Genomic DNA, 20370 nt, shown 5'->3' with positions numbered 1-20370 from the left:
GCGGTAGCGCCCGGCGGCGGCAGGCGGTTGGATTTTTACGAACAGTCTGATTGTTAGATGACTCTGGTGGCTGCGCGTACAGCCGCCAGAGCATTTTCAAAGTGAATTTGCTCTAAAAAATTTCGAAGGTCTGGCTCCCATGTGCTGTAAAGGTTTTTGACATTATGCAACTCTGGTAAACTGATGGAGGTCATATGCGCATTCTGTTCAGCAAGATCCTGGCAATCGCGTTCGTGCTTGCCCTGACAGTTGCGGCCCAGGCGGCGGATCTGCCACGGCTGAAAGTAGGCTACATTTTTACCACCAACCACACCCCCCTCATGGCGGCCATGGGCATGGGGGAAAAGCTCACTGTGGACGGCATGTGGATGCAGCCCCTGGTGCCCAAGGAAAAATACCAGTTGATGAAGAACGGCAAGGCCGTGGCCGTGCTTGACATCGTTGTCATCAAAAGCGGCTCGGAAACCGCCACGCTCTTTGCCCAGAAGCAGCTTGACATTGGCCTTGCCTCCATCACCGCCATCATGGCCGGCATTGACAAAAACATCCCCATCAAGATCGTTTCGCCCCTGGTGCTGGCCAGCGGCGGCGTTGTCGTGTCCAACGACGTGCCCGCCAAAACATGGCCGGAATTCATCGCCTACATCAAGGCGTCTTCCAAGCCTGTGAACATCGGCTACCATTCGCCCAGCAGCTCGCCCATCATTATTCTTGAAAGCGCGCTCAAGTCCGAGGGCATCAGCTACACGAGCAATCCTCTGGACCAGAAGGCGCAGGTGGTGCTGGTGGACCTGAAAGGCATGTCCAACCTTATCCCCGCGCTGAGCAGCAAGCAGGTTGACGCCGTGGTGGGGCCCGAGCCTTTCCCGCAGACAGCGGTGGGCAAGGGCGCTGGTTGCGACATCAGTATGCTGCGTAACCTGCCCCCTGAAAAAAAATGGACGGACTACCCCTGCTGCGTCATAGCCGCCAGGGAAGAAACCATTGCCGAGCACCCTGACCTTGTGCGTGACTTCGTCCGCCTGATGGCCGGAGCGGGGCAGTGGTGCAATGAGGACACCCAACGCGCCGGGATTCTCGGAGCCGGCTGGATAGGTCTGCCCGAAGAGATCGGCAAGAATTCCAACCTGCGTTTTCTGCAAAGCTTTACTGAAGGCTGGAAGGACGGCGCTGACGGCTATTTGAGCGAACTGAACAAGGCCGGGTATTTCAAGGGCGCGCTGAAGGACAAAACCTTTAAGCAAGCGGAAGGCATCCTTGTGGATCCGCAGTTCCTGAACGGCAAATAGCATCCCTGCGTGTTGCGCCCGCCCTGCGTGTTCCCTGTGAGGGCGGGCGCTGCGGTTGACCGGGCCGGACGCAGTGTGCGCCCTGGCCCGGTTCGCTACGTGAGCCATCAACGTCGGTTGGTTTTGATGAAAAGTGCAAAAGCTTTTGTTCTGCCCCTGATTGTTCCACTGCTCTTTCTGCTGTTGTGGCATGTGATGGCGCAGGTGGTGCGAAACGACATCATTCTGCCCGATATTCCGCTGGTATGGGATATCATGGTCAGCCCTCATGAAGACCTTATCTCCATGGGAACCCTGCCGGCCAATACCCTTATCAGTCTGGCGCGAGTTTTTGCGGGATATTTTGTGGCCGTGGTTCTGGCCATCCCTCTGGGCATCGTCATGGGCTACAGGCCGGACGTCAACACGGCCCTGAGCACCTTTCTCGGGCTGTTCCGCTCCATCCCGCCGCTGGCCTGGGTGCCGCTGGTGCTGGCCTGGTTCGGCATGCTGAGCCTGGCCGACGTTTTTTCCGTACCCATTGGCCCTGCCTATCCGTATTTTCACAACATAAAGATATCAATGATTTTTATCATTTTTATCGGAGGCTTTTATCCCGTGCTGACCAGCGCCATACACGGGGTGGGCCTTGTGCCGCAAACGCTGACCGACGCGGCACGGGTGCTTGGCGCAAACCAGGTGGACATCTTTCGCAAGGTGCTGCTGCCCTATGCCGCGCCGTCCATCATCAACGGCCTGCGCATCGGCCTGGGGGTTTCGTGGATGTGCCTTGTTTCCGCCGAGATGCTGCCGGGCAGCCTTTCCGGCGTGGGCTACCTGATTACGCATGCCTATACCGTGGGCAGAACCGACGTGGTCATAGCGGGCATGATAAGCATCGGCCTTGTGGGCGCGGTGCTGGACAGGATTTTCAGGCTGTATGAAGACAGGAAGTTTGTATGGAAGCGATTGACAAAATAGCGCAGAGCGCCGCCACGCATCCGGAAATCACCGTCAGGGGCGTCTCCAAGGTGTTCAGCACCAGAAGCGGGCCGGTGGAAGCCCTGAGCCATGTGGACATGACGGTGGAAAACTCCCGTTTTGTCTGCATCGTCGGCCCGTCGGGCTGCGGCAAGTCAACCCTGCTGCGCATGGTGGCCGGGCTGGCCTCGTGCGAGCAGGGGGAGATACTGTTTCGCGGCGCGCCGCAGCATGGCCCCTGCCGTCAGATCGGCATGGTGTTTCAGGAATATTCTCTTTTCCCCTGGCTGAACGTGGTTGACAATACGGGTATTGGGCTGGAGTTCGGCGGCATGTCCAAGGACAAAAGGGAGCAGGAGGCGCGCCGCTATCTGGCCATGGTGGGGCTTGAAAAATTCGCCCTGGCCATGCCTCATGAGCTTTCGGGCGGCATGCGGCAGCGGGTGGCCATTGCCCGCGCCCTGACCAACAATCCCGATGTTTTGCTCATGGACGAACCCTTTGGCGCCATTGACGCGTTCACGCGCATCATTCTGCAAAAGCGGCTGCTCGACGTGTGGGAAAAAAGCCGGAAGACCATTCTTTTTGTGACGCACAGCGTGGACGAGGCCGTGTACCTCGCCGACGAGATCATCGTCATGGGCACCAATCCAGGGCGTATTGTGGATCGCTTTTCCGTGGATATGGCACGCCCGCGCCAAAGGGACGCCCCTGTCTACGCCAGCCTTGTGACCCGCATCTTGGCGCTTCTGGAACAGCAGGACACAGGGGAGAGCGCCTAGCGTAAGCGACCGTTGCGAATATGGATTTTCAAGCATTGAATCCACCCGTGCCGCCGGACGCGTCGCTGCACAGCGCGGGCAAACCGCGTGTGTCGCCTTGCGGCGCGCCTGTTTCCGCAATGTCCGGGCGGTTCAGGTGACAGTGTTCAAAATGAATTATGACAAACATTAAAAGATATTATTATAAAATTTTTCCAAAAGGGGGTACATGGCAGGAATGACCTCGGCAGACGCCGTTCCTTTATTGGAGAAGCCGCATGTCCCCGCTAAGACTGTTCTTCGACGCCAGGGATTATGAACTGCTGCAACTGATTGAGCAGATAGAGTCCAACCGCCGGACCGGCAGCACGATGCACGACGCTCTTGACGCGAATTTGCACCCGCACGGCGTAAAGGAACTGGTTTACTCCCCGGAATTCCGTATCGCCCATGCCGTTATCAACCTGCTGACCAGTCCCGTGGAAGATCAGGCGGAAATCCGCCTGGCTGCCCTGCGGACGCTGCACGATGAGACCCTGGCCAGCGCGCACTCCACCTTGCGCATAAATACGGCCAGGGCGCTGGTGCAGATCATGAAAGACCTTGTGGCCCGCAGCGACATTGAGGAGCGGCTCGCGCTGGCTCACGAATTTCATCGCACGGCCACGGGAACGCCGCGTGTGGTGCGCCGCACATTGGAGCGTTACCATCTGCTTGAAATGCCAGAGGAATGGAACCAGCTTGTACTTGACGATCACGTACACGACGCCCACAGCACCGGGCGAAAAACCCCCACACATCTGATCATGGACGCCTGGGTCAAGGGCATCCGCAGTTTGACCATAGTGTATTGCGACCATGTTTCGCGGCAGGCAGCGGAAGAAGTGTTGCAGGCCGCGGATATTGTGGGGATCACCGCGCGGGTGGCGCTGGAATACGGCACGCTCTTCCGGGGGCGCAGGGCGCGCCTGGTATGGATGCCGCGCGGTTTTGCCGATGCGCGCGCCTTTCTCAATTTTCTGGGGCAGCCGCTGGTGGCGGAGCTTATGGAGCAGGGCAAGGCCGTGGCGGCATGGAAGTCCGAACAGGTGCTGCGCATGCTGGACGCCTGGAACTGCGACTCACGCCCGACCTTTTCCGCTTCGCTGGGCGTGGACGTTCCGCCGCTGTCGCGCGAGGCCCTGCTGCAGCATGTTGGCGGAAGGCAGGTTTCCGTGACGCATCTGGCTGAATGCCTGTTCAACCACGTGCTTCCCTATATGCGGACGCGAGCCGGGCGGTTGCGGGCCGACGGCGGTGATGCGGCCCTTGCCGAACTGGGCAGGCTTGATTCTTTGAGTTGCAGCGACCTGCGCCAGCGCTGGTTTCCTGACGCGGATCAGAACCTGCAGGACGCCGCCTTGCCGGAAGAACCTGCGGCAGTTCCCGGCCTGGAGCTGCGCTCCATATCTCCGGCAGGGCTGACGCGCCGCCTGGCCAGGCTGCATTCCGACTGCCGCATAGTCCTCTGCCTGGCCGATCTTACCCAGGAAGACGTTCTGGAAATTTTGTGGGACTGCCAGGGGCGCATCACGCATCTGGAGCTGTTCAATGCGCGTCAATGGCATGCAGGCCGCCTTCACAACCTGCCCGCCATCAGTATGTTGCGCAACGCCCTGAACAGCGGCGACGGCACGCTTCTCAAACAACTGGTGAGCCGCATGACGCGCCGCATGCTGGCTGATCCCGACCAGGCGCGGCGCGCGGCCAAATTTCGCCATATCCTGCACCGCCTGCCCATGCTGTGGGAGCGCTACCGCAGTCTTCCCCTGAGGTGCCGCATGGGGTCCGCGTCCGCCAGCCGGGAAGCCCGAAGCCGCATGGGGCTGGCCTTCCCCGTCACCTTGCCCGCCCGCGCGCAAAGGGCCATACGCCGTCGGCGCGTGAGCACCATTGCTGTCCCCATCCAGACAGAGCTTGAAGAGCGCGCCATCCGCTTCCGTGATTCCCCGGATTCGCCCGAGCCCAAAAGGCGCGCCGAACGCCGGTGGCTGGCCCATACGGAAACGGCCCGCATGGCTCGGGTCGGCAATATGGTCGGCCTGGCAGGCCCGCAACAACCTGCCCACAGCAACGGACTGCTGCACGATCCGTCCCAGGGGCGCAAGGGCATGCCGGGCTGGGCCTGCCTCAACACGGGCATCGGCAATTGCCTCAAGGTGGCAGCGGGTTTTATTCCTGCCGCGCTGACCTTCTGGTACACGCAGGAGTGGTGGTTTCTGGCCTGGTTTGGCGCTTTGATATGGTTCGCCATTACCGGCGTGCGCAATAGCATACAGATGGTCATTTCCGGCGGGGGCGGGGCCAGGGGGAGTCTGTTGCGCTGGCGTGACCATGTGAGCGTGAGCCGCATCTGCGATTCACTGCTCTACACGGGGCTTTCGGTGCTGTTGCTTGAGGCGGGCGTGCGCATCGGCCTGCTGGAAAAATGCATGGACATAACCGTTCAGAGCCATCCCCTGCTCGTTTTCACGGTTCTCAATGTGGTGAATGGCTTGTATATAGCCGCGCACAATGTTTACAGGGGGTTTCCCCGTGCGGCTGCCGTGGGCAATCTGTTTCGCAGCGCGCTGGCCATTCCCCTGTCCGGGCTGTTCAATACGGCTTTCATAAGCGTGCTTGTACTGGCCGGAGTGGCCGATCCTCTGTACTACATGATTCCCTGCGCCGCCATTATCTCAAAAACCGCTTCGGACACTGTGGCCGCCATCATCGAAGGCTATGCGGACAGCCGCAATAACCGGCGCATGCGGCACTGGGACTATGCGGGCAAGCTGGCCAGCTTGCGCTCCTGCCACGCCCGCCTTGAACTCATGTTTCCCGAGGATGATATCCTGCTGAACCTGAATCGCGCCAGAAGGCTGATCCGCAATGGCGGAGAAAGGGCGCGGCTTCTTGAGCGCGACCTGTGCATCCACGCGCTGGATCTCATGTATTTCTGGTTCCACCTGCCGCGCGCTCAGGACGTTTTTGCCAAACTGCTGCGCGCGATGACGGACAAGGAACGAAAAACCCTGCTGCGTCTGCAGCTTGTCTTGTGCTGCAGGCATACCATAAGCAAGATACTGATCAATGGCGACCTTGTGGGGCGAAACTTCAGAAAGCCGCTGGCATTTTATCTGAACTTTCATGGCAGATATCTGCGGGACATGGCCCACATGATCAGGCGCTGCCGCTGAACAGCCGCAGCAGCGCAGCCTCCGCCGTTGCCCGTAGGGCTTACGGGAGAAAACAGCACTGCTATTTGGTTGTGATGTTAAGCGCCCAAGCGAGCGTGCCTTGAACTTTTAGCGTGTCTATTCTCAATGCGAAAATGCTCCAAAAGGACGCGCGCGCCGTGCCGTGCGGGCGGTTCAGGAGATGCCTGGCCATGCCGATGGGCACACGCCGCTTGCCGTGAGGGGCGGTTCGGCAAAAGCACATGCCGCAATGCCAGAGCCGACCCCCGCTGTCTATTGCGGGGGTCGGCTCTTCTGTGGGGCGTAAGCGTTCCGGGCGCTACCAGAGCCGGCTGTCAAAGCCCATCAATGGCATGACGTACTGCGTCCAGAGTATGAGCATCACGATGCACGCCAGCATTTGCAATATGCCGAATTTGAAAGATTCCCAGCTGGAGTATTGGTTTGTGAGGTAGCTGATGTTGGCTGGCTTGGAGTTGAAATAGAGAACGTACACCTGGTTGATAAGAAAAGCCATGGGCAGGCTGAATCCTATGACGTCCCACCCGAACCTTTTGGCAACGGCAATGATGATGGGGAACATGACGATGGTTCTGGCCGTCTTGCTTTCGCTGATCAGGGTGGTCAGGCCGAAAACCAGGGCCAGAATACCGAAAACGGCGACCTTGGGCAGCGTGTCCGCATTCCAGCTGTCCAGCATGGAATGTATCCACAGTCCCACAATGTCGGTTTTTTCCACCAATCCTCCCAGCACATACGCGCCCCAACTGAACATGAGCATGTGCCAGGGAATGTCGGCATCGTTCCACTTGATGACGCCAAGCCGGGGGAGCTTGCACACGCTGGGCATCAGTACGCAGATGGCCCCTGCCAGCGCCACAACTTCCGCGCGGACGCCGATGAGCTTGTCAGAGGCCCAGAGCGTCAGCACCGCGAGAAAGACAATGCCCGCGCGTATTTCTGCCGCGCTGATCTTGCCGAGCTTGGCCAGCTCCTCGTGCAAACGCGCCGTGCCGCCTTCCATCTTGGGCACTGCGTCCTGTTTGCTGATGGGGAATATCCAGCGGGTGCCCGTGTACCAGGCAAACAGGCACTGGATGATGCACAGGGGCAGCATGACCTTGAGCCAGTCGGCGTAATAGACCTTGTATCCGGCCATCTCAAGCAGGTTGGCAGCCACAAGGTTGGCGGCGGAACCGGTAATGAAGGCAGACGCCGACACGTTGTTGGCAAGCAGGTTTTGCAGAACCATGTTGCGGCCCACATTATTGCGGTGTTCGCCGCCGGTGGCGCCATACATGGCCGATATGACCATAAACAGGGGCAGGAGCAGGGCCGTCTTTGCCGAAGTTGCGCTGATAAAGGCGCCCAGCAGCAAATTCAGACCAATGAAACAGAGCAGCATCATGCCAAGGTTGCCGCCCATGCGCAGCACCATATAGATGCAGATGCGCTTGGCCAGCCCCGTTACCACCAGGGCGCTGGCCATGATGAACGAGGCGATGTTGAGGATCATGACAGGTTCGCCAAGCATGGCGAAGGCGGGGCGCATTTTCATAACGCCCGTAAGGACAGCTGCAACAATAATCAGAAATGAAGTAAGATAATTGGGGATAGACTCAGCCAACCAGAGAATGAGCGATGAGACAAAAATGGCCAGAGCTGAATAACAGTGGGCCGGAGGCACCTTGGTTTGCGTTTCGAAAACGCCGATGGTGCCGCACCAGTGCAAATCAAAATACAGAAAAAAGAAAATGGCCAGCGGCACTCCGGCGAACTTGACGCGATCCGCCCACACGCCGCCTTTCATTTCCGGCAGTTTCTCCAGCGTGTAGTTCCGCATGTCAAGCGGGTCAAAACTGTTTGGGGGTGTAAACACTTGTGACATGGCCTGAACCTCCCAGGTGAAAAGGCGGCTTCACCCCTGGGGTAGGGGAGGGGGCAAAGCCGCCTGGGGTGCGATGTACTATTCCATGCCGATAACGCGCCTTGCCGCCTTGAGGTAGTTTGTATTGGGGAGGTCGGAAAGGCCTAGTGCTTCCACGGCGTTGCGCATGCCAGCATAGTTTTCGCTTTCGCAGCAGGCGGATTCCACCAGCGCGCCGTTGAACCACACCTGGGCGAATTCGCAAATAATGCCGTCAACGGTGAAGCCGTAACGCATTTTTTCCACGGTCACTGGCGAAAGCTGCGCATGAGCGCGGGCCATTTTGATGAATTCTTCAATGGAATACGTGGGCATGTCCAGTGGTATATCCACCTTGAGATGCCCCAGGATGGTCGCCAGGTCCTCTTTGCTCACAGGAAACTGGAACTTGCCGCGAGGCTGAAAAATCTCATAGCCCTCGGGGGTTTCGCCAGTTTTTGTTTTGATGTCCAGCAGACCGTCGCGCACTTTCACGTTGGCCTCTGTGGTATTGACCGAAAGAAAATAGGTTTCCGCAGGCATCTTGCGGGCCTTGTGCAGAGTGGCGGCGCACGACCACATGCGCGCCCTGACCTTTTCTATGATGCCGTGACCAAAAACGCGAAACTCGGCGCGGGGAACAATCTTTTCAGCATCTGCCGCTGACGTGGCCACATTCTGGGCGAATACATTGGACATGACGGGCTCCTGTAGCAGGGGAATCCCCGCTTACCACTTGGTGAAGGGGTGTTTGATGAGGTTGGAATTGAAATAGCGGGGATCGCCGGTCACTTCTTCGCCCACCCATTCGGGCTTGGGGAAAGCCTGGTCTTCGCTGGTCAGCTCGACCTCAGCCACAATGAGACCCTTGTTGTCGCCGAAGAATTCGTCAATTTCCCAAACAAATTCGCCCTGTTTGATCTTGTAGCGTTTTTTCTCGATCAGGGGTTTTTCGGCCAGGTTGTCCAGCAGCGCGTTGCAGTCGACAAAGGGAATTTCATACTCGTATTCGGCGCGGGTTGCGCCAACGGTTATGCCCTTGATGGTCAGAAAGGCCTTGTCGCCCACAGTGCGAACCCGGACGGTGCGCTCCTTGGCGCTGTTGAGGTAGCCCTGCCGATACATGGTGCCCTGCGCAAGATCACGCCAGGCGTCGCCTTTGAGTAAAAATTTGCGCTCAATTTCTTTGCCCATGGGAAACTCCTTTGAAGTCTGTTGGTGCCATTGGCATGGTTTTCGTTTTCTCTTGCGAAAAAGCATACAAGATTTTTTTTACGCAAAAAAATCAAAAGAGTTTTTTTCAGCTATAAATTTTGTTTATATCTTGAAATACTAATCTGTCGCGTGTATGATAAACTTCACCTCAAGTCTGTGCTGTTTGTGTGAACAGGCTGCCATAACAAAAGCTTATCAATACAATTATACAACATGATTTTTAAGGACTCTCTCTTTGAGGTATATTTTTTACAATATATCCTTTGGGGAGGTCACCGATGAGAACGTGTCTCGCTTTTCTTTTGGCTGCGGGCCTTGCCTTGGCCCCGTTGCAGGCCTTGGCTATGGAGTTCAAGATCAAGGGACAATGGATCGTAAACTTTGACTATGGCAGTTATGGCAAATTCTCCAACAGCGGGCGGCCAACCAACAAGACGCCCAACCCGCCCGCCTACACCGGCTACAATGGCGGCGCGACCAATACGGCCGACAATTTCGGCACCAACCAGCGCGTGCGGCTGCAGCTTCAGGCCATAGCATCGGAGTATCTTTCGGGAACCGTGTGGTTTGAAATGGGCGACCAGCAGTGGGGCAACGCCATGGATCGGCCCGGCGGCACCAAGTTTTATGGAGGATCGCTTGGTTCGGACGGCAACGCGGTGGAATTGAAGAATGCCTATCTCGACTGGGTGGTTCCCAGCACGCGGCTCAAACTGCGCATGGGCATTCAGGAAATTACCCTGCCCAACTTTGTGGCCAAGACATCAAACATCTTTCAGGACGATGTGGCGGGCATCGTGGCCTCATACAAAATAAACGACAATGCCGATGTCACGGGATTCTGGTTCCGTTTTTACAATGACAACTATCCCGGAAGCCTCGCCGGGCAGCCCAATACCCCCGCAAACTATATGGACAATATGGATGCGGCCGGGCTGCTGGTGCCCCTGTCGTTTGACGGGCTCAAAATTACCCCCTGGGCCATGTACGCGGCCATTGGCCCCAATGTCATGAATCCCCGCATCAACAAGAGCTACAGCTCGTGGAACAGCGTGCCAAGCAACACGTCAGACCAGATGGGCAACGGAATCTCCAGCATATACACCGGCATGCTCCCGGCGGTCTGGGCCACAAAAAAAGGGCAGTCCATGCGCCTTACCGAGTATGGCAATGCCTTCTGGGGCGCGGTAACGGGCGAATACACGGGCAGCAGCCCCTTCCGCTTGGCCTGGGATTTCACGTACGGCAGTGTTACCTATGAGCACGCGCAGCTCAACCGCTCCGGCTGGGAAGCCTTTGGACTCGGCGAATACAAGCTGGATTGGGCCATCCCCGGCGTGTACGCCTGGTACAGCTCCGGCGACACGGGCGACATAAAGAACGGTTCGCAGCGCATGCCCACCCTGCGCTCCACCACGGGCAACGAACTTTCAAAATACGCCAGCAACGGAAACGTCATTTCCCGAAAAAACGCGGTCACGGCTGTGTGGACGGGGACCTGGGGCTTTGGCGCGCGGCTCAAGGACATATCTTTCTTTGAAAACCTCAAGCATACGTTGCGCGTCAATCACTTCATGGGCACCAATGATCCTGTGATGGCCAAATATTTTCTCGGTAAAAAGAATGCCAATGGAGACTATACCACCACGCGCGTCGGCACGGACTTCAACGCGGGCGTAGAGGGCATTTATCTGACAACCCGCGACAGCGCCACGGAATTCAGCCTTGTCAACGAGTGGCAGATATACAAAAATCTCCGTATGAACCTTGAAGGGCATTACGTCATGCTCAATCTGGATACATCGCGGAGTGTATGGGGCAGAGGGCCTGTGGCCAGCGGCGGCTGGGTGGGCAATCCCAATTTGCGGGATGCCTGGCAGTGCAACCTCGCCTTTTATTACAGCTTCTGATGGTCTTGCGCCTGCGCCCGCATGGGGCCCATGCGGGCGCAGGACACGGAACGTGCCAGGCGCTCCGGTGTAACCGCTTGATCCCCCCCTGTAAAAGCGGCGCAATCAGGAGACAGTATGAACATTGAAAATCTCAAGGCATTTCACAAGGTAGCAGAAAGAGGCAATTTCACGCAGGTGGCACGGGAGCTGTTTCTTACGCAACCGGCAGTGAGCATGCAGATACAGAACCTGGAGCAGAGCCTCGGGGTGGTGCTGTTCAAAAGAACCTGCCGTAACGTCAGGCTTACCAGCGAGGGGCACGTTCTCTATAAATACACCCAGCAAATATTTGGCGTGCTTGACGAACTGAAAAACGCCTTTCAGGAGCTTGGCGAACTGCAAAGTGGAGAACTGACCATAGGCGCAACAGCCATTATGGGAGCATACTGGCTGCCTTTTTTCATCAACAGTTTTCACCATCGATATCCCCGCATCAAGATCCGCATGGTCATCTGCAATTCGCACAAACTCGCGGGCAAACTGCAAAGCGGCGAACTGGAGATTGGTTTCGGAGGTTCGTCCTCCGGGCATCCTAACCTGGTGCAGCATTTCTTGCATCGTGAACCCCTTATCCTGGTGGCTGGCAAGAACCTCGCCCCCATCGGCTCGCACAAGGTTCTTCAGGCCGAGGATATCGTGGGTGAAACGATCATCATGCGGGAACAGGGCGCCCGTATGACGGAAAAAGTTACCAAGTGGCTGAAAAAGCGCGCACCTCGCGCCAAACCACCCACTGTGGTGACTGTGGACAATATGGAAGTTACCAAGCAAATGGTCATCAACGGCGTGGGCATCACGGCCTTGCCCCGACATGCCGCCACCAGGGAACTGGAGAGCGGCGCTCTCGTCCCCCTGCCAGTCAAAGATTTTTCAATGCACACCAACTATTTTCTGGTGGCGCTCCCCGGCGCCGCCTTCAGCCGGACCACCAAGGCTTTTCTGGCCACCCTCTTTGAACATGGCGTTCCCATTTCGGAAGAAATGCTGCAGTGACCGGCAGGCACTAAGCCCTTGATGAAAAAAGGCAGCCAGCCTGCGGCCATGATGGCGGTTGCGCCTGCGGCCAGTTCATCGGTTTACGGTTCGCCGGTTTACGGTTCGCCAATATCCTGAGTTGCGCCCGCTGCGGGCTTTTTTTCGGCTTCAGCCAAGGCAGGATGCGCACATGCATTGCCTGTATATGGCGCTGAAAAGGGTCTGGTGTATGTGGGCAAAGGGGAACAGGGCCATGTTGCCTTCTTTTTCGGCCCTGTTTCCGGGAAAGGCACGCTGGCCTCCAGACTGCCAGTGGAATGGGAGGACTATGCGCCGGGTTCTTTCCGTATGCCTGTTACGTTGAGAACTGCTGGCAGCCTGTAAAGATATTAAAGTAATAATATCATCTAGTTGCCAGAAAGCAGACGTGCAATAAAAAATCTGTGTCAAAAAAAGTCCTTTACGTATAGGCTCTTCTCAGGCGGGCGCATGCCCGCCACCGTTCATTCAAAGCACTATGAGGCAGACAACGCCGCTGCCGACCTGACGCGGTTCCCGCAAAATTCCCTGGAGCAAAGAAAGCCCTTTTGTTGAGCGCCCTGTGCGCCCAATGGGGTGGAGTACTGGTTTTTTGCCATCCGCAACGGCGCTCCTTGCCCGCCTCCTTCCCGCTGGGCCCAGTCGGCCCGCCCAGGCCTCCTTTTTACTGCGCCCGGACAGTCCTGCCAGTTGGCCCAGTCCTGCCAGTTGGCCCGGCTTGTGTTTCGGCAGAATCAGCGTATGAAATACACTGGATAGACTGTTTTTTGTGTGATTGAGGAAGAGATATGACGACGATCAAAACCCCGGAAGGCAGGCGCATTTGGGTTCCTGTGCTCGCCCTTGCGCTGGCCGCCTTTATTTTTGTTACCACAGAGGTTCTGCCCATTGGCCTGCTGCCCACCATCGCCAAGGACCTTGGCGAAACAGAGGCTTTTACGGGTCTTCTGATCGCCGTGTACGCCTGGTGCGTGGCGTTGTTCTCACTGCCCATAACGGCCCTCACTGCAAAGGTGGCACGCCGCAAACTGCTGCTTGTTCTGTTTACCGTATTTGTGCTTGGGCACGGGCTTTCAGCCCTGGCCGTCAATTTTGCCACACTCATGCTTGCGCGCATTTGCGTGGCCATCGCGCACGCGGGCTTCTGGTCCATCGCAAGCCCCATTGTCGTCCGCATAACGCCGCCAGCCATGAAGGCCAGAGGCATCGCCATCGTCATTGTGGGCGGCTCTCTGGCCACGGTGCTCGGGGTGCCGCTCAGCACGCTGGTGGGCCAGCATTTCGGCTGGCGCGTGGCCTTTCTGCTTATCGGACTGCTGGCCAGTTGCATAGCGCTGATACTCTGGCGGCTGCTCCCCGCGCTCGAAGCCAAGGATACGGGTTCCTTCAAAAGCGTTCCTCTTCTGTTCCGCGACAAGGAACTTGCGCTCCTGTATCTGCAAACCGTGCTGGCGGTGACGGGCTACTTTCTTGCCTACACCTATTTTGCGCCTTTGCTGATACAGGTCGGGGGCTTTCCGGAAGCGGCCGTGCCCGCGTTTCTGCTGATCATGGGGCTGGCGGGCATTGGCGGCAGTCTGTTCGCCACGCGCCTGACCTTCATGAAAAGCAAACTGGTGTTCGCTGTGCCTTCGCTCATAATTTTTCTGTGCCTGATGGTGCTCAATCTTTCCATCAGTCGGCTGCTGACCATCATTCCCGTGTGCGTCCTCTGGGGCGGCAGCATGGCCGTGCTTGGCCTGCTGTTCCAGAGCAGGATTCTTGAAATTGCCTCCCACTCGGCGGACATCGCCACCTCCATCTATTCGGGAATTTTCAACGTGGGCATTGGCAGCGGCGCTTTTGTGGGCAGCATCGTGTTCAACAAGCTGGGCCTGAGCATGACAGGCTATGCGGGGGCGGCGTTTTTTCTGGCCACCGTGCTTGTCAGCGTCTATTCCGCGCGCAGCGTCGGCGCACAATCCACAACCGTAACGTCGCCGGAGTATAAGGCTGGCGGCTCCAGTGACAAAGGAGGGCAGGCGTGAATATCATCCTGCACCGTGTGTATGATCATGACAGTAGTGAACCTGGAAGCGTGCGCATCCTGGTGGACCGCATCTGGCCACGGGGCATAGCCAAGGCAGCCGCCAACTGGGACGTGTGGCTCAAGGAAGTGGCCCCGTCCAATGAACTGCGCAAATGGTTCGCCCATGACAGGGAAAAATGGGACGAGTTCAAGCAACGCTACTTTGCGGAGCTTGACGCGGCCGGGCCAACAAGCGCGGCTGTCGGTCAACTGAAGAAGCTTCTCGCGGGCACGCACACGGCGGTTTTTCTGTACGCCGCCAAGGATGAGCTCTGCAACAACGCGGTGGCCCTGAAAGCCTATCTGGAAGCCCTGCCCGGCTGAGACAGGGCGGGCGGCGAAAGACTGAGCGTTTGACGGTTCCCGGCGGCCGGGCCGCCTGACGGGCAGTACGTTGGCCCGTGCCCTTGGCCCGCGCCTTGCGCTGCGCCATTGTCCGCTTCCTTGGCCCGATCCCTTGTGGCGCGCCTCCTTGTAGTCCCCCTTGCGTCGCCGATGCGCCGCCCAGATGCGTGGCTCTGGCACGCCGTCCAGATGCGTGGCTCTGGCGCGTCGTCCTGTTACGCTGTCTGGCGCGCCGCCCTGACGTGCGCCTGTTGCGGCAGGGACGTTTGCATTCGCGCCACGGCCTTGCGGTACTCCCTTGCGCCGCCCCCGGCCCGGCGGGCAAGAGCCGGCAGGCAACGGCCATGCGGAATCTTTTTGGCGCGATCCCGCCCGCCCTTGTCTGGAAGCGACGCACACGGCGCTGATATTTAACGGTGTTATGTCAAAATTGCACCGAGTATTGCCAGACGCGATTGTCTGCTATAGTGTCCGCTTTGCTTAGTGGAGGCTTCATGGACACACAAAAAATTTCCCCCGCCAATGTTGTAAAATCCTTGGGTCTTGTCTTCGGCGACATCGGAACAAGCCCCATTTATACGCTGGCCGTTATCTTTTTGATGACCGAAAGAACGGAAGCGAATTTTATCGGCATTCTTTCTTTAATCATCTGGACTCTTCTGCTGCTTGTAACCGTTGAGTACGCCTGTCTGGCCATGAGTCTCAGCAAGGGCGGCGAGGGCGGCACCATTGTGCTGCTTTCCATTTTGCGGCCCCTGTTGCGGTCTGGCAAAAAGCTGGGCGTGGCCTCGGTACTGGCCTTTATCGGCGTGTCGCTGCTGGTGGGCGACGGCGTCATTACGCCCGCCATCACCATATTGTCGGCGGTGGAGGGGCTGGTGCTCCTGCCCGGACTGGAGGATACCCCACAAGGGGTTCTGGTGGCGCTGGCCCTGTTTGTGGCCATTTTTCTTTTTTCTGTGCAAAAAAAGGGCAGCAGCAAGCTTTCCGCCCTGTTCGGCCCGGTCATGGTCGTATGGTTTGCGGCGCTGGCCTGTTCGGGCGTGGCGGCGCTCAGTCAGGCTCCGCATGTGATGAAAGCCATCAACCCCTGGTATGGCATCAATTTTATGCTGCACCACGGGTGGACAGGCTTTTTTGTGCTGTCGGAGGTCATCCTGTGCGCCACGGGCGGCGAAGCCCTGTACGCGGACATGGGCCATATGGGGCGCAAGCCCATCCTTGCGGCCTGGGCATTGGTGTTCACGGCCCTTTTGCTGTGCTATATGGGGCAGACGGCCTTTCTCATACACCATCCCGACACCAACAACGTACTCTTTGAAATGATCCACAGTCAGGCGCGCTGGCTGTACGCCCCCTTTCTGGTGCTGAGCCTGCTGGCGACCATTATTGCGTCCCAATCGCTTATCAGCGGCATTTTCTCCATCATGTACCAGTGCATGGCCACCCACGTCATGCCCCTGTTCAAGGTGGATTACACCTCAAGGGAAATGCACTCGCAGATATACATAGCCTCGGTGAACTGGGCGCTTTTTGTGGCGGTGACCTCGGTCATCATCGGCTTTCAGGAGTCGCACCGGCTGGCGGCCGCCTATGGCCTGGCCGTTACGGGAACCATGACCATCACGGGCATTCTTATGGTCTGGATTTTCCATCTGAGAAAGCGCCCCTGGCTGTGCGCCGCGGCCTTCGGCATCTGCATGCTTGACGTGATCTATCTGGTGGCCAACTTCTACAAATTGCCGCACGGCGGGTACTGGTCGCTGGTCATCGCCATGATCCCTCTGGCCGTCATTTTGATCTACACACAGGGGCAGAAGGCCGTATACCAACGCATGGTGCCCATGGACAGGGAAACCTTCATCAAGGAGTTCACCAAGGAGCGAAAGGAAGGCCACACCATCAAGGGTACGGGCATATTCTTTTTGCGCAGCCTGGACAGCGTGTCGCCCTATATCTGCAAGACCATGTTCGACAACGGCATCATTTATGAACGCAATATCATGCTGAGCATCTCGCGCACCTATGAGCCGCTCGGCGTGGAATGCCGTTTTGAAGACTCGCCCGTGGAGGGCATACAGATATTCACGGTTACGGCGGGCTATATGGAAGTTGTGGATGTGGACGCCATTCTTGGCGAGGCGGGCATCAAATCGCGCGCCATTTTCTACGGCGTGGAAGACATCCTGACCCGTTCGCCCCTCTGGAAGATTTACGCCGTCATCAAAAAGCTGGCCCCGCCCTTTGTGCAGTTCTACAAACTTCCCCTGCAGTCGGTGCATGGGGTTATCAGCCGCATTGTCCTGTAGCCAGGCCTGACGTTGGCCGCATGTTGCGGCGCTCCACCTGGGGGATCATAAGCTACGCCGTTTAGGGCATTTTGCCTTTGAAAAAGTGTACATGCGCTAACGCTGCGCGTTAGTGCAACGGGCCACAACATGGCGTGGACGCTGCCGAAAATCCTTGCCGAGAAATGCGAGCAGGCAGGCTTTTGCCTGCCTGCTCGCATTTCAAGCGTCAAAGACTCAGGCGTTCAGGGTGCTTGCGGCGCGTCCTGGCCTGCGCCGCCGGGCCGGGTTGCGCCAGCGGGACCAGCAGGGCCAGCGGGGGCAGCGGGGCCAGCGGGGGCGGGATCGCGCGCCGGTTCTGTCTGGGCAGGGGGCGTCGCGCCGGGGTTCGTGGTGGGACGCTGTTCCAGCATTATCTGCCCCAGAAGGACGATGATGAAGACAATGACGGACAATAGAAGGGCGATGGCAATTTTTTTCTTGTCGTGCATGAAACCCTCGTCGCATATTTTGTATATATTGTCTGATTGTTATCTAAAATCCGGGCTGTGTAAAGTATGCCCTTCCGTAAAAAAGGGTTTCTGAGAAAACACTGGTTAAAGAGCCCTTGGAAAAGCGCAGTTGTTTTGTTTGGCCGCCGTGGCCGCTGTGACAGGCGTAAAAGTCCGCCCGTTGCGACCCCGATGCTATTAGCGTAATAACAAGGTAGCGGGGTGGATGAACAGAAGGTCACTCCGTCGCATACACGGGACATACGCCCGAAAGGAGCTGTTATGAGCATCAAGACCGAAGAAAATATAGATGCCCTGAAGGAAGAACTGCAGACCCTGCGCAAGCAGATGGAAAGCCTCGCCAAGTCTCTGGAAAAAGACGCCTCAGGCCGTGCTGCGGCCGTGGCCGCCGACCTGGAAGACCAGTTTGACAAATACCAGAAGATCGCTGCGGATAAACTGCAAAAAGCCCTGAACGCCGGCAATGACGGCGTGGAAAATATTAGTGAACGCATCCGCCAGAATCCTCTTGGCAGTTTGCTGCTGGCCTTTGGCGCGGGCTATGTGATCTCCCGCCTTTTCCGTCAGGACAGGTGATTTCAGGCGTGAACGGCCTTACTGAAATTGTGATCCGCTTTTTTGACCTGCTGGAAGCGGAAGGTCGGCAACTGCAGCGTTCAGCCCTGCTCACGGTGCGCATGGCCGTTCTGCTGGTTCTTGGCCTGATCTTCGGGGCTGTGGCCGTATTTTTTCTGGTCGCAGCCCTGTATCAGGCTCTTGTGGTCATTCTGCACCCGGCCTGGGTTCTGTGCATCATGGGCCTGGTCTGTGCGGGCATCGCCGGAGGATTGTTGTGGCTGTCGCTCCCACGCAAGAAACAGGTTCAGTAGAAGAAGCCAAACGCCGTCTGCGCGAGGCCGCGGCAGGGTTTGATCCGTATGCCCTGGTGCGGGCGCGTCCCCTTTCCTGCGCGGGCGGGGCCTTTTTGCTCGGCCTTGGCTGGAAATGGCTGCGGCCGGGACGGGCTGTGCCTGCCCTGGCGGTGCTGACGCTCCAGCTGGCGGGCAGGGCGCTTGCCCAGAATCTGGCCGCCCGCCTGAAGAGCGGCCTGGCCCAGGAACGCCCCGCTCAGGAGCGTCTTGCCCAGGAGCGCCATGGCAGAACCGTTGGCGGTTCTGGCGCGGTTGCTGAAACAGGCGGTCAACGCCGCGCTGCCGCCAGCGGCACATCAGTTTAGAGCATTTTGCTTTTGAAACACGCCTTGTTTCAACGCATCATTCTGGCGAAAAACGTGGTTTTCGCCAGAATCCACGCCACTTCGTGGCGGCTGCCGCCTTGGCGTCAGCAGAGCAATTTCAAAATGAAATTGCTTTAGAGCCGTTTACGAATGAAATGAATTAACCGCTCTGCAGGGATTTTCCTGAAAATTCTCCCACGAAAGGCGAGCAGGCGGGCTGTTGCCTGCCGGGCACGAGCATTTCAAGTGTTAAGAAAACGCTTATTAAAGAGCCTCTTGGAAACGCGCAGTTGTTTCGTTTGGCAAGGCGCGCTCTTTTTTTGAAGCAGGAGTGGACTTTTCCGTCCTCGACTGTTTCAAAAAAAAGTGAAGCAAGTCCGCCAAACGGAACAAATCAGCGTTTCCTCAACTGCTCCAGAGCGTGATGCGGAAAAAGGTATGGACGAAAAAGAAATCATAGCGCTTCTGACAGACAAATATGCCATAGCCGCCCTTGTGACGGTTATCCTTTTTTATTTCACCGTACGAGGGCAGAAACGCAGCGCCAACATCGTGGTGCATCTGGCCCGCGTGTGCGCCTCCTGCGCCCTTGTGGTGGCCACAAGCCTTTGCGCGCGCGAGCTTGCGGACAAGTTTGGCATCACCCTTATAAATCCGACCTATATTGATATTTTTCAGCGTGTTGCCATCATTCTTATCCTGATGCGCGAAGCCTTTTTGGGCATCAACCGTTTTTGCGATCATCTGGCGAAAACCAGCGGCGACGCCACCCTGGGGCGTATGGTGGCGCGTCTGCTCAAGGCGGGCATCTGCCTGTGCGCCATGCTGCTTTTTGGCGAATACCTGGGCGTGAGTTTTGCGGGTCTGCTGACATTCGGCGGCATCGGCGGCATCGCCATCGGTCTTGCGAGCAAGAACATCCTTGGCAACTTTTTTTCGGGCCTCATGCTGTATTTCGACCGCCCCTTTGACATCGGCGACTGGGTGCGCTCCCCGGACCGCAAGGTTGAGGGCACCGTGATGGAAATTGGCTGGCGCATGTGCAAGATCATGACCTTCGAGCACTATCCCCTGTACGTGCCCAATGACGTTTTTTCCTCCATATGCATTGAAAACATAGGGCGCATATCCAGTTACCGCATCAAGCTGCAGGTGGGCCTGCGCTACGAAGACGCGGACAAGGTTCAAGCCGTTGCCGAGGGTCTGGAGAAAATGTTGCAGCAGGACGAAGGGATAGACAGGGATCAGACGATTCTGGTTTGTTTTGACGAATTTGCCGATTCCTCGCTGAATCTTATGATTTACTGCTACGCCAATACGTCGGACTGGGGCCGCTTCATGAGGATCCAGCACAACGTGTACCTGAAAATCATCAACGTGGTGCATGGTCTTGGGGCAGATTTCGCCTTTCCCACGCGTACCCTGTATCTTGAGAAGGACGACGCCCCTGCACCGGCCGCCGCGCCAGCCAACACCGCGCCGGTCGCCGCCCCCCGGACCTGATTTTTCAGAATAGAGCATTTTAACTTTGAAAAAGTGTAAATGCTCTAACGCTGCACGAAAGTGCAGCGCACCACAACGTGGCGTGGATTCAGCCGAAAATTACATTTTCCGGCTGAATGAAAA

General features: G+C 57.4%; 17 protein-coding genes. 13 read left to right on the top strand and 4 right to left on the bottom strand.

Translation table 11 applies throughout. The features are described 5' to 3' along the window. Window positions 1–194 precede the first annotated feature (194 nt). From DESU86_RS05780 to DESU86_RS05765, 4 genes are all read left to right on the top strand, one after another. On the top strand, window positions 195–1289 hold the full coding sequence (locus tag DESU86_RS05780; protein WP_179980179.1) for an ABC transporter substrate-binding protein: 1095 nt from the start codon (window positions 195–197) through the stop codon (window positions 1287–1289). 126 nt (window positions 1290–1415) lie between these two features. Continuing rightward, on the top strand, window positions 1416–2249 hold the full coding sequence (locus DESU86_RS05775) for an ABC transporter permease (protein ID WP_179980178.1): 834 nt from the start codon (window positions 1416–1418) through the stop codon (window positions 2247–2249). Next, complete coding sequence (locus DESU86_RS05770; RefSeq protein ID WP_179980177.1) at window positions 2228–3031, top strand: ABC transporter ATP-binding protein; 804 nt, start codon at window positions 2228–2230, stop codon at window positions 3029–3031. The genes DESU86_RS05775 and DESU86_RS05770 overlap by 22 nt, the downstream gene beginning before the upstream one ends. A gap of 257 nt (window positions 3032–3288) precedes the next feature. Then, window positions 3289–6228 (top strand): hypothetical protein, encoded by a 2940-nt coding sequence (locus DESU86_RS05765; RefSeq protein WP_179980176.1) that lies wholly within the window; start codon window positions 3289–3291, stop codon window positions 6226–6228. Window positions 6229–6547: 319 nt separating this feature from the next. Here the strand turns inward: DESU86_RS05765 and DESU86_RS05760 are convergent, their stop codons facing one another. From DESU86_RS05760 to DESU86_RS05750, 3 genes are all read right to left on the bottom strand, one after another. After that, complete coding sequence (locus DESU86_RS05760; protein WP_179980175.1) at window positions 6548–8116, bottom strand: SLC13 family permease; 1569 nt, start codon at window positions 8114–8116, stop codon at window positions 6548–6550. Window positions 8117–8194: 78 nt separating this feature from the next. Continuing rightward, window positions 8195–8833, bottom strand: coding sequence for a hypothetical protein (locus DESU86_RS05755; protein ID WP_179980174.1), 639 nt, complete (start codon window positions 8831–8833; stop codon window positions 8195–8197). Between the two features lie 30 nt (window positions 8834–8863). Beyond that, a complete protein-coding gene (locus tag DESU86_RS05750) occupies window positions 8864–9328 on the bottom strand; it encodes a CYTH domain-containing protein (RefSeq protein ID WP_179980173.1) in 465 nt (154 codons plus the stop codon). 299 nt (window positions 9329–9627) lie between these two features. Between DESU86_RS05750 and DESU86_RS05745 the strand changes: the two genes are divergently transcribed. The 5 genes from DESU86_RS05745 (at window position 9628) to DESU86_RS05725 (ending at window position 17037) form a co-directional block, all read left to right on the top strand. Continuing rightward, complete coding sequence (locus tag DESU86_RS05745; protein ID WP_179980172.1) at window positions 9628–11259, top strand: outer membrane homotrimeric porin; 1632 nt, start codon at window positions 9628–9630, stop codon at window positions 11257–11259. Window positions 11260–11376: 117 nt separating this feature from the next. Continuing rightward, window positions 11377–12294: a LysR family transcriptional regulator gene (locus DESU86_RS05740; protein WP_179980171.1), complete on the top strand. Its 918-nt coding sequence runs from the start codon at window positions 11377–11379 to the stop codon at window positions 12292–12294. Between the two features lie 809 nt (window positions 12295–13103). Beyond that, the gene (locus DESU86_RS05735; protein WP_179980170.1) at window positions 13104–14342 is read left to right on the top strand and encodes a sugar transporter; all 1239 of its coding nucleotides are present in this window, start codon (window positions 13104–13106) and stop codon (window positions 14340–14342) included. Beyond that, window positions 14339–14707, top strand: coding sequence for a DUF488 domain-containing protein (locus DESU86_RS05730; protein ID WP_179980169.1), 369 nt, complete (start codon window positions 14339–14341; stop codon window positions 14705–14707). The genes DESU86_RS05735 and DESU86_RS05730 overlap by 4 nt, the downstream gene beginning before the upstream one ends. A gap of 515 nt (window positions 14708–15222) precedes the next feature. Next, window positions 15223–17037 carry a KUP/HAK/KT family potassium transporter gene (locus DESU86_RS05725; protein WP_179980168.1) on the top strand — a complete coding sequence of 605 codons (1815 nt, stop codon included), beginning with the start codon at window positions 15223–15225 and terminating at the stop codon, window positions 17035–17037. A 224-nt stretch (window positions 17038–17261) separates the two neighbouring features. On the opposite strand, the gene DESU86_RS14345 is transcribed toward DESU86_RS05725, so the two are convergent. Beyond that, the gene (locus DESU86_RS14345; RefSeq protein ID WP_197957536.1) at window positions 17262–17507 is read right to left on the bottom strand and encodes a hypothetical protein; all 246 of its coding nucleotides are present in this window, start codon (window positions 17505–17507) and stop codon (window positions 17262–17264) included. A gap of 282 nt (window positions 17508–17789) precedes the next feature. Here DESU86_RS14345 and DESU86_RS05715 point away from each other — a divergent pair, with 282 nt between their 5' ends. The 4 genes from DESU86_RS05715 to DESU86_RS05700 all read left to right on the top strand — a co-directional run bounded on the left by DESU86_RS05715 (window position 17790) and on the right by DESU86_RS05700 (window position 20247). Then, window positions 17790–18104 carry a DUF883 family protein gene (locus DESU86_RS05715; RefSeq protein ID WP_179980167.1) on the top strand — a complete coding sequence of 105 codons (315 nt, stop codon included), beginning with the start codon at window positions 17790–17792 and terminating at the stop codon, window positions 18102–18104. An 8-nt stretch (window positions 18105–18112) separates the two neighbouring features. After that, window positions 18113–18397 carry a phage holin family protein gene (locus DESU86_RS05710; protein WP_179980166.1) on the top strand — a complete coding sequence of 95 codons (285 nt, stop codon included), beginning with the start codon at window positions 18113–18115 and terminating at the stop codon, window positions 18395–18397. Continuing rightward, the gene (locus DESU86_RS05705) at window positions 18361–18744 is read left to right on the top strand and encodes a hypothetical protein (RefSeq protein ID WP_179980165.1); all 384 of its coding nucleotides are present in this window, start codon (window positions 18361–18363) and stop codon (window positions 18742–18744) included. Before DESU86_RS05710 ends, DESU86_RS05705 begins: the two co-directional genes overlap by 37 nt. A 438-nt stretch (window positions 18745–19182) precedes the next feature. Next, window positions 19183–20247, top strand: coding sequence for a mechanosensitive ion channel family protein (locus DESU86_RS05700; RefSeq protein WP_179980164.1), 1065 nt, complete (start codon window positions 19183–19185; stop codon window positions 20245–20247). The last annotated feature ends 123 nt before the right edge of the window (window positions 20248–20370 follow it).

The sequence above is a fragment of the Desulfovibrio sp. 86 genome (assembly GCF_902702915.1).
Taxonomy (GTDB): domain Bacteria; phylum Desulfobacterota; class Desulfovibrionia; order Desulfovibrionales; family Desulfovibrionaceae; genus Desulfovibrio.
This window is presented reverse-complemented; position numbering and strand designations above follow the sequence as displayed.

What these genes read in the sequence shown, in the direction of transcription:
- DESU86_RS05780 (WP_179980179.1), top strand. Translation starts at nt 195, where the DNA reads ATGCGCATTCTGTTCAGCAAGATCCTGGCAATCGCGTTCGTGCTTGCC.
- DESU86_RS05775 (WP_179980178.1), top strand. Translation starts at nt 1,416, where the DNA reads ATGAAAAGTGCAAAAGCTTTTGTTCTGCCCCTGATTGTTCCACTGCTC.
- DESU86_RS05770 (WP_179980177.1), top strand. Translation starts at nt 2,228, where the DNA reads ATGGAAGCGATTGACAAAATAGCGCAGAGCGCCGCCACGCATCCGGAA.
- DESU86_RS05765 (WP_179980176.1), top strand. Translation starts at nt 3,289, where the DNA reads ATGTCCCCGCTAAGACTGTTCTTCGACGCCAGGGATTATGAACTGCTG.
- DESU86_RS05760 (WP_179980175.1), bottom strand. Translation starts at nt 8,116, where the DNA reads ATGTCACAAGTGTTTACACCCCCAAACAGTTTTGACCCGCTTGACATG.
- DESU86_RS05755 (WP_179980174.1), bottom strand. Translation starts at nt 8,833, where the DNA reads ATGTCCAATGTATTCGCCCAGAATGTGGCCACGTCAGCGGCAGATGCT.
- DESU86_RS05750 (WP_179980173.1), bottom strand. Translation starts at nt 9,328, where the DNA reads ATGGGCAAAGAAATTGAGCGCAAATTTTTACTCAAAGGCGACGCCTGG.
- DESU86_RS05745 (WP_179980172.1), top strand. Translation starts at nt 9,628, where the DNA reads ATGAGAACGTGTCTCGCTTTTCTTTTGGCTGCGGGCCTTGCCTTGGCC.
- DESU86_RS05740 (WP_179980171.1), top strand. Translation starts at nt 11,377, where the DNA reads ATGAACATTGAAAATCTCAAGGCATTTCACAAGGTAGCAGAAAGAGGC.
- DESU86_RS05735 (WP_179980170.1), top strand. Translation starts at nt 13,104, where the DNA reads ATGACGACGATCAAAACCCCGGAAGGCAGGCGCATTTGGGTTCCTGTG.
- DESU86_RS05725 (WP_179980168.1), top strand. Translation starts at nt 15,223, where the DNA reads ATGGACACACAAAAAATTTCCCCCGCCAATGTTGTAAAATCCTTGGGT.
- DESU86_RS14345 (WP_197957536.1), bottom strand. Translation starts at nt 17,507, where the DNA reads ATGCACGACAAGAAAAAAATTGCCATCGCCCTTCTATTGTCCGTCATT.
- DESU86_RS05715 (WP_179980167.1), top strand. Translation starts at nt 17,790, where the DNA reads ATGAGCATCAAGACCGAAGAAAATATAGATGCCCTGAAGGAAGAACTG.
- DESU86_RS05700 (WP_179980164.1), top strand. Translation starts at nt 19,183, where the DNA reads ATGGACGAAAAAGAAATCATAGCGCTTCTGACAGACAAATATGCCATA.